At 52.0% G+C, this 13,497-nt stretch carries 10 protein-coding genes and 2 pseudogenes; 4 read left to right on the forward strand and 8 right to left on the reverse strand.

What is annotated here, in order from left to right; translation table 11 throughout:
- Positions 1-69: 69 nt before the first annotated feature.
- The 6 genes and pseudogenes from IX31_RS09815 to IX31_RS09840 form a co-directional block, all read right to left on the reverse strand.
- On the reverse strand, positions 70-381 hold the full coding sequence (locus IX31_RS09815; RefSeq protein ID WP_034457664.1) for a hypothetical protein: 312 nt from the start codon (positions 379-381) through the stop codon (positions 70-72).
- Positions 382-479: 98 nt separating this feature from the next.
- Entirely contained in the window at positions 480-1,727 is a 1,248-nt protein-coding gene (locus tag IX31_RS09820) for a DUF3396 domain-containing protein (RefSeq protein WP_051880665.1), read from the reverse strand.
- 12 nt (positions 1,728-1,739) lie between these two features.
- Positions 1,740-2,099, reverse strand: a pseudogene (locus IX31_RS23600) (hypothetical protein); the annotation flags it as partial.
- A 26-nt stretch (positions 2,100-2,125) separates the two neighbouring features.
- The gene (locus tag IX31_RS09830) at positions 2,126-3,340 is read right to left on the reverse strand and encodes a DUF3396 domain-containing protein (protein ID WP_034457668.1); all 1,215 of its coding nucleotides are present in this window, start codon (positions 3,338-3,340) and stop codon (positions 2,126-2,128) included.
- A gap of 12 nt (positions 3,341-3,352) precedes the next feature.
- Positions 3,353-4,642: a VRR-NUC domain-containing protein gene (locus IX31_RS09835; RefSeq protein ID WP_034457670.1), complete on the reverse strand. Its 1,290-nt coding sequence runs from the start codon at positions 4,640-4,642 to the stop codon at positions 3,353-3,355.
- A complete protein-coding gene (locus IX31_RS09840; RefSeq protein ID WP_051880667.1) occupies positions 4,642-7,176 on the reverse strand; it encodes a type VI secretion system Vgr family protein in 2,535 nt (844 codons plus the stop codon). The genes IX31_RS09835 and IX31_RS09840 overlap by 1 nt, the downstream gene beginning before the upstream one ends.
- A 527-nt stretch (positions 7,177-7,703) precedes the next feature.
- On the opposite strand from IX31_RS09840, the gene IX31_RS09845 reads away from it, so the two are divergent.
- Positions 7,704-8,555, forward strand: coding sequence for an aldo/keto reductase (locus tag IX31_RS09845; protein WP_034457674.1), 852 nt, complete (start codon positions 7,704-7,706; stop codon positions 8,553-8,555).
- Positions 8,556-8,581: 26 nt separating this feature from the next.
- Positions 8,582-9,571 carry an aldo/keto reductase gene (locus IX31_RS09850; RefSeq protein WP_034457676.1) on the forward strand — a complete coding sequence of 330 codons (990 nt, stop codon included), beginning with the start codon at positions 8,582-8,584 and terminating at the stop codon, positions 9,569-9,571.
- A gap of 34 nt (positions 9,572-9,605) precedes the next feature.
- Here IX31_RS09850 and IX31_RS09855 read toward each other — a convergent pair whose 3' ends face one another.
- Complete coding sequence (locus IX31_RS09855) at positions 9,606-10,499, reverse strand: LysR family transcriptional regulator (RefSeq protein WP_034457678.1); 894 nt, start codon at positions 10,497-10,499, stop codon at positions 9,606-9,608.
- Positions 10,500-10,647: 148 nt separating this feature from the next.
- Here IX31_RS09855 and IX31_RS09860 point away from each other — a divergent pair, with 148 nt between their 5' ends.
- Complete coding sequence (locus IX31_RS09860) at positions 10,648-11,490, forward strand: SDR family oxidoreductase (RefSeq protein ID WP_241767183.1); 843 nt, start codon at positions 10,648-10,650, stop codon at positions 11,488-11,490.
- Between the two features lie 39 nt (positions 11,491-11,529).
- Here IX31_RS09860 and IX31_RS09865 read toward each other — a convergent pair.
- A pseudogene (locus tag IX31_RS09865) lies at positions 11,530-12,736 on the reverse strand (IS3 family transposase).
- 264 nt (positions 12,737-13,000) lie between these two features.
- On the opposite strand from IX31_RS09865, the gene IX31_RS09870 reads away from it, so the two are divergent.
- The gene (locus tag IX31_RS09870; RefSeq protein ID WP_034457680.1) at positions 13,001-13,486 is read left to right on the forward strand and encodes a PAAR domain-containing protein; all 486 of its coding nucleotides are present in this window, start codon (positions 13,001-13,003) and stop codon (positions 13,484-13,486) included.
- Positions 13,487-13,497 lie beyond the last annotated feature (11 nt).

Here is a 13,497-nt window from a genome sequence, read left to right on the forward strand (position 1 = left end):
CAATACAAAAATCAATTTTTATCAAAAAAAATTGGAACGTGATGGGCTGCTTTGAGCGAGGAGCGGATGTTAGTCAAATATTTCCGATGGTTTTTCATTTTCAGGCGACCAATAACCACCGCTGCCATGGTAGGTTTCAGCACCCAATACAAACTGAGTACCACAGTGCTTACAAACAAAATGGTAATCAACTATATCGCCCCATATCATCTTTTCAGCACACTCTTGAAAGCTGTATTGATTCCAGTTATCCGCTGAGTTAATTTCGAACAGAATCCCTTCGCTGAGCGCATGCTTTGCGATACGGATTGCCTTACGTAACTGTTCAGGTTGACGGATAACGTATTTAACACATAAATCCATACACTGTTCGCAACTCATTAAGCAGCCTCCATAATGATGATTTGTTGACGTGGTTTATTCTAATCACTCACCACTGTAAACCCATCAAATTATTCACTACCGCTTCTATGATGTTCTTATGGATTGATGTGAGCAACGTCCGCACCTGGCACAGGAAGTGTATAAACGCTACCTTTGTCATCACGTTTTAGCAGCTTCCAGCAGGTACGGTGCTGCTTACCGTATTTATCCTCAAACGGTGGCATTTTCTGCCCTTTACGAGTCTGGATATATTGGGTGGTGCCGTTAACAATCGACGCCCACTGCCCGGCGTGGGGCGCAATTTCATCGGTCCAGCGAGTAATGCGCACAGGGTCGTAGGATTTTCCTATTTCGTCTTTATCCAGCAGAGCACTGGCTTCATCGAAGCGGGCAAACCATTTCATTGACGACTCTTTTTCGAACTGGAGTCCTTCATATTCTGAGTAAAAATGCAGACCATTGTGTCCGTCATAGCGGATGGGACGAATAATCTGGTTCACCTTTACTAGCAGAGGCGGTAGGTCTTCTGTTTTTGTTTCTCCCAAGGTTGGTGGTAACTCCCCGGCTTTAAGGATCACACCGTTGTTATATGTGAGAAAGCTGATTTCAGGTGTTTTGGCTAAACAATGCTTTAATCGTTCGCTACCCCCCAACTTCTCCAGCCACGGCGTACCTACGATGGTGTACCAGCAGGCACTTTTCAGCCCTTCCGTTGAATTAACACCATCAAGGAAGCCAAGAGAATCCACCATTACTCCAGGAAAACGTTGTGCTAAGGCAAATTCATAGGGGAACATCCGCTCGAATGCGTAAGGAAGAACAAACGAAAGGCCCGCATAGCCACTTTCCACTGAAAAGGTGCCACAGAGCCACATCAGCCAGGCTTCATATCGCTGCTTTCCACCAATCTCTTTTAGCAGCGATAATGGAAAAGATAATTTGATTACCGAGCGATTATTTTCATTATGGTAAACACGTTTGCCCATAATGAGGATATCGTAATCGGGGGTCAGATAAGACTCAGTAGCGCTGCTTAGAACCCAGTCGACAATCTCTTCAGGCGTGGAATCAAGTACTTCCTGCTTTTGTTTCCCATAATTCTTCTCTGTAATAGCTGTCCACTTCTTACCTGGTAACGTTTTTTTCAGATATGGCTTAAATTCCTCATAAAAACGATCCACACACTCCACCATCCTGCGGCGGACTTCCGGCGTATGCCCGTCTTTAAAAAAGACGGTGATAATCAGACCGAGATTGACCGCCGGACTGCCGTCTTTATATTTCACGGAGGCTTCCGGCAGCCATTTCTCGATGTAGTTCAGCTCAAAATCTTGCAATTCCATACCTGCTCCTTTTTAACCGGCCGCCAGTGCCGCCGTCCCCGTACCGAGAATAGCTGCCAGTGTTCCCCAGGCGCTTATTGCCAGACGAACAATCAGTAAAAATGCGCCAATAATGGCTTCCGGAATACCCAGTGTTACCACCAGAACGCCGATACCCACGGCAACCAGAATAACGCCGACCGTTTTCGCGACATTGGTTAAAACCTGTACCCAGTCCACCTGTCTGAGCATATCGAGCGTCATATCGGTGGCGTGCTGTATTTCAGCCCAGGCCTCGCTTCCCTGCCAGTATTTCGCGCCGCTGGTCTGCCAGGCTTTCATCGTCACGTTGACCACCTGGCCCACCGACTGCTGCTCTTCCGGGCCGCAGTCGGTGGGTCTCCATTTAACACATGACGTTACTCAGGAAGTGTATAAACGCTACCATTGTCATCACGTTTCAACAGCTTCCAGCAGGTACGGTGTTGCTTACCATTTTTATCCTCAAACGGTGGCATTTTCTGCCCTTCGCGGGTCTGGATATACTCGGTGGTACCGTTAACAATCGACGCCCACTGCCCGGCGTAGGGCGCAATTTCATCGGTCCAGCGAGTAATGCGCACAGGGTCGTAGGATTTTCCTATTTCGTCTTTATCCAGCAGAGCACTCGCTTCATCGAAACGCCTGTACCACTGCATGGTGGATTTTTTGTCGAACTGAAGTCCTTCATATTCCGAGTAGAAATGCAGGGATCTTGATTCATTAAACCGCACGGGTTTAATTAGCTGGTTAACTTTGACCAGAAGTGGCGACAATCCTTCGGTTTTCATTTCGCCTAATGGCGGAGGAAGTTCACCGGCTTTAAGGATCACCCCGTTGCTATAGGGAAGCAGGCTGATTTCAGGCGTTTTGGCCAAACGATGCGTTAATTTTTCCGCTCCGCCCAGCTTTTCCAGCCACGGCGTACCCAGAATGGTGTACCAGCAGGCACCTTTCAGGCCAATGACGGCTCCATCACCTTCCAGCGTGCCAATGGAATCCACCATTACGCCGGAAAAACGCTGCGCCAGGGCGAATTCATACGGGAACATCCGTTCGAATGCATAAGGAAGGACAAACGACAGTCCCGCATAGCCACTTTCCACCGAAAAGGTGTCACACAGCCACATCAGCCAGGCTTCATAACGCTGCTTTCCATCAGGCTCTTTCAGCAGTGACAGCGGGAACGTTAACTTGATGACTGAGCGATCATTGTCATTATGAAAAATTCGAGTTCCCATAATAAGAATGTCGTAATCTGGGGCCAGAAAATCCTTCTCTGCGCTACCCAGATACCAGGAAAAAATATCTTCGGGTGTTGAATCGAGGATCTCCTGTCGCTTTTTGGCGTAATTTTTTTCAGTGATCCCCACCCAGTTTTTGGTGATCGTTTTCTTCAGATGTGGCTTAAACTCCTCATAAAAACGATCCACACATTCCACCATCCTGCGGCGGACTTCTGCCGTATGCCCGTCTTTAAAAAAGACGGTGATAATCAGACCGAGATTGACCGCCGGGCTACCGTCTTTGTACTTCACGGAGGCTTCCGGCAGCCATTTCTCGATGTAGTTCAGCTCAAAATCCTGCAATTCCATACCTGCTCCTTTTTAACCGGCTGTCAGTGCCGCTGTCCCCGTACCGAGAATAGCCGCCAGTGTTCCCCAGGCGCTTATTGCCAGACGAACAATCAGTAAAAATGCGCCAATAATGGCTTCCGGGATACCCAGCGTCACCACCAGAACGCCGAGACCCACGGCAACCAGAATAACGCCGACCGTTTTTGCGACATTGGTTAAAACCTGTACCCAGTCCACCTGTCTGAGCATATCGAGCGTCATATCGGTGGCGTGCTGTATTTCAGCCCAGGCCGCACGTATCTGGGCGTTGGTCCAGGACTTCACCGCCTTACCGGTTTTGCTGGCCCAGACCCAGGCCTCGCTTCCCTGCCGGTAAACCCACTCACCGCCGTCGTTAAGCCAGCTGGCCGCTGAATTCAGGACCTGCTGCGTCTCTTTTGACAGGGCGTTCCAGCCTTCTGCCACGCCACGCACCGCGCCCTCACTGAGGTCGGCTACAACGTGCCCGGCGTAAGTCCAGGGTTCGATTCTGGCGGCAACGGGGGTTGATGGTGGGCGGGGCATAAAAATAGGCGGGTAGAGAGCCAGCGGCCAGTACTTCGCGCCGCTGGTCTGCCAGGCTTTCATCGTCACGTTGACTACCTGATCAGCCCACTGTTGCTCTTCCGGGCGGCAGTCGTGGATCTCCAGAATGGTCATGCGATCTTCATGACCAATTCCGCCGACAATCTTCATATACTCGCGGTACTGATCCCGATAAAGAACATCCCCCGGAAATTTCACCTCCACCAGGCGGGCCAGATTGTCACCGTGCATCTGTCCTTCCGTATCCGGTCCCGCCAGTCCCGACCATCGATCTTCCTTGTTCTTAACGATAATCACATCAGGGCGACGGTATATGCCTTTGCCGGGCACCGGGAAGGGATTGGTGGTGTGGCGACGGCCGGGGCCGTCCTTGTTCAGCAGCGTACTGCTCAGAAAAGGGCGTGGCGGTGTGGTACGCATATCAAACGCCACCTCCGCCTTGTAGTACCAGCAGTAGTTTCGCGCGATTTCATCCACGCGAATAAGACCACTCATCATGGTCTGCTTAAGACTCATCTGGTAAGTTTTACCTTCCCGGCGGATCTGCGCCGACAGTTGCGGAAAACGCATGGCGTATTCCACCTTGATATGCAGGTACTGACGGTTTTCGGTGGTCGGCAGACGTGACTGTTTCTCGACCATTTCGACGCCCGTCGTGGTGCAGTCCCACGGCTGGCTGGTCCCGCCGGTGGGAATATCGGGTGTCGGTGTATCGGGTAAATCGGGCATTTCCATTATGACGGGTTCTCCCTGAGTTCAGTTTCCAGTTGTTGCGTATCGGTTTCCCCCACAAACCACATCGATTCTTCCGGCTGTGGTGTTTTCGTCAGGACATGCAGTTCCACATCCTCCTGCTGACGGGTATAAACCGGCACGGAGCGGCCTTCGTTATCGCTGAATCCTGTTGCTGTCTGGCCTGATGGGGTGGTGAGGCGATAGGGTGTATTCACCAGAATGTTGCCGTTTTTGTCCTGCAACTGATAGATAGCCGAATAGATGTATGCAGTGCCGGTGCGGGGCATTTTCATCGGCATACCCTGCGCCCCTCCCTTTACCGTCCGCTTCACCTTACGCAGGTACTGGGTTGTCGTGCCGTATTCCACTTTCCCCGCCTCTATCTTCAGGTAACTGCCGCCACCGCCAATCAGCGTGATGCGCTTCTTACCCGCAAACAGAATGTCTTCGGTGCTGGCCAGCGTCAGTTTCTTCTCCGCAAACAGCCGCAGGTTACCGTTCTGGGCCTGCATCTCCACCGGGCCTTCACTCGCTTTCAGGCTCATCGCCCCGCTGCGCGCAAACATCCCCAGCTTTTCCCCTGTCAGCGCGGTCATATTGCCCATGACGCCCACGCTGATATCGCCTCCGGCACTGATGGCAACGTTCTTCTTTGCTGCAAGCTGCATATGCTCACCGCTGGTAAAGGCCACCCCTTCCGGGGCCGAGACGTGCAGGATTTTATTCAGCGGTTTCAGGCGCGCTTCAAACATCTGTTTCTGGCTGTCGATGTCTGCCTTCAGTGCTTTGGCCTGTTCAGCGGCGGCAGCCAGCCGGGCCAGTTGCTGTTGCAGCAGGTCGATGGTCTTCAGCGCCGCGTCCATATCCAGCACCTGGCCCTGCGCTTTCGCCTGCCCGTCTGCGCTGATAAACAGCCCCTTTGCTGCGCGCAGCGTGCCGTAGCCGTCGGTGCGAAGTTCGGTGCCGGTGCCACGGGGTTTGCCCTGTGCATCCACCAGATGTCCGGTGTTCAGCTGGGTTTTCCCCGCTTCCGTGGTGAGCTGGTTATGCTCCTTGCCCCGCAGGTCTTCCATCCGCAACTCATTTCGTGAGGCGGTGCGCAAAATATTCTGGCTGCGGTTATCGCGACTGACGATATCAGGGTGCCCGGAGTCATGCAGCGCATGAGAAATATACGGCAGGTCAATATCGCCATTCCCGTAAGCAATAGCGACTTCGGTACCGTCAGTCAGCGGCGTGTGCCAGCCGAATGTGTCACCGGCATACGGCTTTGCCATCCGCAGCCACAGGTATGCGTAACCCTGTTCGCAGTCATCACGGTCAAAGTCCAGTTTCACCCGGTAACGACCCTGCTCATCCAGGTGTGCGTAGATATCCCCCTTCTCGCGACTCTCGATTCTGGCCGGGAGTGTGCCGTGGGTTTCCGGGCGTTCAGGGCACACCGGGCGGAAGCAGTACCGTTCGGTGTAGGGCTGGCCCCAGACAGAGACATACAGCCGTGAATCGCGGGAGCCGATAAACGTCACCAGCGTCATTATCACACCTTCTTTCAGCGCCGGGACGACGTCACCCTGCGGCTCCAGCACCTGGCCGGGGCTGAGCTGGGAAGCGTTGCTGAACAGGTGGATACGGGCCGATTTATTCAGCTCGCGTTCGTGGTGGAGTCGGGCGTAAAACGCGCCGCTTTCAGTCTCCGGCTCAGGGGCGCTGTCATCCCCTGCTTCCCGGTATGGGGCGCTGTAGTGATAATGTTCTCCCGTAGTCACCACGTCATTGCGCACGCTGACTGTCGCGTCCAGCGGCGTGGTGGCGGTACGGTAGTTGTAATCACGCAAGGCGACACCGCCACTCACCACATTGTGCCAGGTGCGCACACCCCACACCGATTCACGCGCACCGTCAGACAGCCCCGAAAGCTCCCCGTAAGGCAGGCTGACACCGAACATATACTGCAACTGGCTATCACCAAAAATGACGATTTCCATTTCCGTTGCGGCATTCATTTCAAAACGGAACCAGATCCCCACCTCTGCAAGAATACGCTGGATAAATTCCAGGTCTGTTTCACGCCACTGGGTAATCACTTCACGCGGCGGATATTCGCGGAACAGGCGAAACTCAAAGTCAGGCGCCTCCAGCCCGTGCGCTCGCAGCACCTGTTCAACCACTTCTGGTACAGAGTTATTCTGATAAACACCGCAGCGGCGGGTGCGGGACAGTAAGGCAAGACGAGATTCAAGGGTGACGCGGTAGCGGGATTCATCGGCATTCGTGGAAAGCCATTCCAACCGGGTAAGAACGCCATGCACCACCTTGCCGTCCCGCATACTGAAACTGGCGTACTTCATCAGTGCCTGTTCAGGCCGGAGGTTGGCTTGTGGCGACGTGAACTCAATCACCCAGCGAAACGGCTCGCTTAATGCTTCCCGACCACGATAACGCAGCACATCTGCCGGGAACGTTCCGCCCCAGATCTCTAGCGAATAGCCGGACAGTGTTTTAACTTGAGTAGCCAAATGCCCTTCCTTAGTCATTAGACAAAGTACCCATTATGAAAATCAGGGCGTCCTTAACGTAAATCGGGGAATAGTTTCACGATTTTATCCCTTATTCCATAAGGGATATTTAAGAATCAGACTGTCGCCAGTAATATATCGGGTCATTGATCTGACATTTACTACTCTGCCCGGAGATTCAACATCATTCCCCCTGCAGATTGACCTGAAGTGCTGTTGCCGCTGGTTAGCACCATCTGTGCTTTGTAGCCAGGCCATTGAAGCCATTTCTCATATCGGTGATACCGGCAACCAGCCAGATTTGGGTCCCGGAAGGTCATGGAATCATCGCTTTAGTTCCTGTATCAGCAGAGTGAGAAGCTTTTCGCTGACAGGCCGTTAAGGCGTATTAATCAATGGGGAACAGGTCAGCCTGGGCACAAACCCGCCCCTCAGCCCTTATCAATTAATGAGCCCACCTAATAAACCCTAGCTAATTACCCCATCTAATCAAATAAATCGCTTTGCGTTATGCTTTTCCAACACAACAGCTGAAGGATAACGTCATGCAAACTGTAAAACTGAACAACGGTATTGAAATGCCCCTGCTGGGCTTTGGTGTCTTCCAGATGACGGATGCTGCTGAATGCGAAAGAGCCGTTATTGATGCCATCGATACAGGATACCGCCTGATCGATACCGCAGCGTCTTACCAGAATGAAACTCAGGTCGGGAACGCACTGAAACAGACCGGTATCGCCCGTAACGAACTCTTTGTCACCACCAAACTGTGGCTGCAGGATACTAATTACGAAGGCGCTAAAGCCCAGTTCGAACGTTCCCTGAATCGGCTGCAACTTGATTACGTTGACCTCTATTTGATTCACCAGCCTTACGGCGATGTCCACGGGGCATGGCGTGCTATGGAAGAATTGCAACAGGCAGGAAAAATTCGCGCCATTGGCGTAAGCAACTTCCATCCTGATCGACTGGCCGACCTTATCGCCTTCAACAAAGTCGCCCCGGCGGTAAACCAGATTGAAGTTAACCCCTTCAACCAACAACTGCATGCGGTTCCATGGAATCTAAGCCGTGGCATTCAGCCGGAAGCCTGGGCACCGTTTGCTGAAGGTAAAAATGGCCTGTTCCAGCATCCCGTGTTAACGGCAATTGGTCAGAAGTACGGCAAAAGCGTCGGCCAGGTTGTACTGCGTTGGATCTTTCAGCGCGGCATCGTTTCACTGGCGAAATCGGTGCGCAAAGAACGCATGGCAGAGAACATCAACATACTCGATTTTGAACTCAGTTCTGAGGATATGCTGCAGATTGCCGCACTTGATACTGCAACCAGCGCCTTCTTCTCTCACCGCGACCCGGCGATGGTGGAATGGCTGACTGGCCGCAAACTTGACGTTTAAGTCGCGATAAAAGAGGTATTCATTCAATGCAAAAACGTTATCTTGGTCAATCAGGACTCGAAGTCTCCGCGCTTGGGCTCGGTTGCATGGGCTTAAGCCACGGCTACGGCCCGGCGACCGATACTCGTCAGGCTATCGAGCTCATTCGCGCTGCGGTTGAACGTGGCGTCACCTTCTTCGATACCGCCGAAGTGTATGGCCCCTTTCTTAATGAAGAAGTTGTCGGCGAAGCCTTAAAACCGTTCCGTGACCGTGTGGTCATCGCCACCAAGTTTGGTTTTACCTTTGGCGACGACAACAAGCAGCAGATTTTAAACAGCCGTCCGGAGCATATCCGTGAAGCAGTGGAAGGATCATTACGCCGTCTTAAGACTGATGTCATTGACCTGCTGTATCAACACCGTGTCGACCCGGATGTGCCGATTGAAGATGTTGCGGGTACCGTAAAAGACCTGATCGCTGAAGGCAAAGTTAAACATTTCGGTCTGTCCGAAGCGGGTGCGCAAACCATTCGTCGGGCGCATGCGGTACAACCGGTCACTGCTCTGCAAAGTGAATACTCCATGTGGTGGCGCGAGCCTGAGCAGGAGATCCTGCCGTTGCTGGAGGAATTTGGCATTGGTTTTGTGCCCTTCAGCCCATTAGGCAAAGGCTTCCTGACGGGATCGATTAAGCCTGGAACGACGTTTGGCAAGGGTGATTACCGCAGCACCGTGCCGCGTTTCGCCGAACAGGCGATTGAAGCCAATGAAAAGCTGGTCTCGTTGTTGGGTGAACTGGCAGCTGGGAAAGGCGTGACCTCTGCGCAAATCGCGCTGGCATGGCTACTGGCACAAAAGCCGTGGATTGTTCCCATCCCTGGCACCACCAAACTGCACCGGCTGGAGGAGAACCTGGGAGCTGCCGACATCATTCTTTCGCAGGATGATTCTCATCAGATAACCCAGGCACTTGAAACGATTAAAATCGTCGGCGAACGTTACTCTCCTGAGCACCAGGCTCGCGTAGGTCGTTAATACCCGGACGGGTCCACAGCAAATGGCGGACCCGTTATTCCGAGTAGCGAAGTGCATCAATCATCAGTGCAAAAGCGGGCGGATGCTGCTTACGGCTCGGGTAGTAGAGATAATATCCGGGGAAAGATGGACACCAGTCCTGCAGAACCTGAATAAGCTCTCCTGACTTTATATAATCCTGAACCCTGTCTTCAGGAATACAGGCGATGCCAAAACCGGATAAAGCAGCATCAATCCTTTCCGTCTGCAGATTAAACGTTACCTGCCCTTCGACTCTGACCCGTAACGGTTTTCCTTCTTTCTCAAACTCCCAGTGGTAAAGCCCCCCAGCAGTCGGCAGGCGCATATTGATACACCGATGATTTTGTAGCTCGTGCGGTGTTTTGGGTACGGGGTTAGCGGCAAAATAAGACGGTGCTCCCACCACGGCCATTGTCATGTCTGGCCCAATTCTTACCGCAATCATGTCCTTATCCACGCTTTCGCCCAGACGGATCCCGGCATCAAAACGCCCCTCAACAATATCGACAAAGCCGTTATCCACCACCAGTTCGAGATTAATTTCCGGGTATTCCCTGAGGAAGGGTTTTAGCTTCGGCCATACCAGACTTCGCGCGGCATGCTCCCCGGCAGATAAACGGATATTGCCGGAGGCAGTGCCGTTCAGTTGAACAAGCGATTCCAGCTCCTGCTCAAGATCGGCAATACGGGGTTCAAGGCAGGCAATAATTCTCTCACCGGCTTCTGTGGGGGCAACGCTTCGGGTCGTGCGGGTCAGAAGGCGGATATTCAGCCTTTCCTCTAAAGCCTTCATCGCATGGCTGAGTGCAGACTGAGAAACACCCAGTTTGCCCGCTGCTTTGGTAAAACTTCGCTCCCTTGCCACCACAAGAAAGATTTGCAGTTCGTTGAAGTTTTCTTTGAGCATCGGTGATTTCCTTATAAAGGCATTCCCTTCATCGCACATTCATGAGGGGTATTCATAGACACAATCATTTTAGCCCCATTACTGACATTAATGATAATTGATAGTCTGACTGTATCGAATATAAGTCTGAATTATCAGAAGGTTTATCATGAAAATACTCGTTGCAGGCGCGACAGGAAGTATTGGTCTGCATGTCTTGAATACCGCCATCAAAATGGGCCATCAGCCCGTAGCGCTGGTCAGAAATAAGCGCAAAGTAAAATTGCTTCCTCGTGGAACGAATGTTTTTTACGGCGATGTTTCAATGCCGGAAACACTCACCGAATTGCCGAAAGATATTGATGCCATCATCTTTACTCTCGGTTCCGATGGTCAGGGTCGTATTGGTGCCAGAGCGATAGATTACGGCGGTGTGCGTAACATTTTACGCATCTTCAAGAAAACGCCTGTTCGTATCGGACTAATGACCACGATTGGCGTGACTGAACGACTCAGCAGCTGGAATCAACGCACTGAGGTTCATGACTGGAAAAGACGTGCCGAGCGAGTGGTCAGGGCAAGCGGTCACACCTATACCATCGTCAGGCCCGGCTGGTTTGATTACAACAATGATGATGAGTACAGAATCGTTATGCTTCAGGGAGATCGTCGCCATGCGGGAACACCGGAAGATGGCGTGATATCCAGGGAGCAAATCGCCCTGGTTCTGGTCAGCGCCCTGACCAACGATGCAGCAAAAAATAAAACTTTTGAGATTGTGGCTGAACGAGGCGAAGCACAGCAGGATCTTACCCCACTGTTTGCAGACCTGCGGATTGATGATCCACAAAAAAATGATGGGGTTTTGGACATCGACAATATGCCCCTCAGGGAAGAACCTGAGTGCATTATTAATGAACTGAACTTGTACTCAAAAATTAACCAATCTACAACCCTGACAATTTTGTCATATAGCAGTCAGCCTCATGACAGCTTAAGTCTGTATATTTGAATTGATCTTGACCCGCCACCTCCGGACAGCTTTTGTATCTTAAGTTAACGATGCCCGCTGTTGCCGGTATTCTCGTGGAGAGATGTATCCCAGCGCACTGTGCGGGTGATTTTCATTGTAATGCGTGAACGCTGCTGCAAGGTTTTGCAGGGCTGTTCTCACATCCGGTTTTGACATGAACGCGATATAGTCTTCCTTCATCGTCTTCACGAACCGTTCCGCCATGCCATTACTTTGCGGGCTGCTCACCGCTGTTGTACAGGGCTCCAGATTCAGCTCTCTGGCGAACCTCCGCGTTTCATGCGCGGTATACGCGGAACCATTATCCGTCAGCCACTGTACCGCTGTGTCCGGCAACCTGTCGCCGAAGCGCTTTTCCACCGACCTCAGCATCACATCCTGCACGGTCGAAATGTCATAGCCTCCCGTGCTTGCTGCCCAGTCTATGGCCTCACAGTCGCAGCAGTCCAGCGCGAACGTTACCCGCAGTTTTTCGCCGTTGTCGCAGCCGAACTCGAAGCCATCTGAACACCAGCGCATATCGCTTTCTGCTACCGCGATTTTGCCCTTATGTTCACGCTTCGGTCGCTCTGGCTTGTCATGCAACAACAATAGGTTATGCTCGCTCATGATCCTGTAAAGTCGTTTGGCATTGACCGGCGTCAGCCCCTCAGTACGACGTTGCTTACGCAGGATGCCCCACACGCGGCGATAGCCATAACTCGGCATATCGCTGATGATATCGAGGATACCCGACGCTATTTCAGCGTCTGCTTCGTCATTACGCCAGTTACAACGCCTGTCCTGCCAGTCGGCAGAACGCTTTACCCGCAGTGATAGTTGCGCATGCGACACGCTCATGGCGCGGCTGACCAGAGCTATTCCCCATCCTTTGGCAACAAGGGCGCGTGCGCTATCCATTTTCGCGACTGACCGTACTCCACGGCTTCTTTCAGGATCTCAACTTCCATCGTCTTCTTGCCCAGAAGGCGCTGGAGCTCCCGGACCTGCTTCAGCGCAACAGTGAGCTCTGAAGCAGGAACGACTTCCTCTCCGGCCGCTACGGCGGTGAGACTGCCTTCCTGATATTGCTTCTTCCACTTGAACAGCAGGCTGGGCTGAATACCGTGCAGCGTGCGACGTGGGAGACATTAATGCCGGGCTCCATCGTCTGCTGGATAATGGCGATTTTCTCCTGAGGAGTCTTACGTTTACGGACTTCTTGCCCTAAAAGGATCCCGGTCATCTCAAAATTGGCGTTAGTGTTAGACATATATTCAAGCCTATCTCTTATCTGGAGATACAGCTACTGTCAGGTGTTTCAGGGGGTCACATCATGATGCTCAGGCCGTAGCAGCAATGCCGCTACACAATGACCTTTGAAGAGGAATAACCAACTCTCACTTTGTTACGAAACGCAGTTTCGCTTAAGTCTAATACTTGTTGCGCAAATGGTTGCTGCTCGTAAAATGACCACTGTAATTATTTCCATAACAAGCAAAAGGGACTTATGAAGCAATACATCAACGAACTCACCCCACCTGTGCTCGCATCATTCAAGAATCCATTCAGTGCAGAGCAACTGGCAAACGCAGACGACGAACAACGCCAGATTTTCAAATCTCATGTTGAAGAAATGGAAGACCGTTCTTTACTGGCGATTTGGCGTTTTGCCACTACGGGCGCAGTCACCCAAAACGGCGGGAAGATTGAGAAAGCCAGCGCCAACGACTCGTTTACTCTTGAGGACGGGAGTGAAGTTAGTCTGGCAATGGTTGGTGATTATGTTGTTTACCCTGACGGAACACGCGCAAAAATCATCAACGGCTCGGGATCAGTCGATACCAACGGCAACGGCGTTTCTTACGCTCTCGTAGGAAGCCAGCTCGATAACGATGATGTGATTATCAGTACCCCACAAGATTATGCCCTCCTGTGCCAGTTAGACAACAGCCCCGCAATGCCAGCCGATTTTCTCGCTCCAGCAACACTCTAAAAAATAAGGAG

The sequence above is a fragment of the Buttiauxella noackiae genome (assembly GCF_000737905.1).
Classification (GTDB): domain Bacteria; phylum Pseudomonadota; class Gammaproteobacteria; order Enterobacterales; family Enterobacteriaceae; genus Buttiauxella; species Buttiauxella noackiae.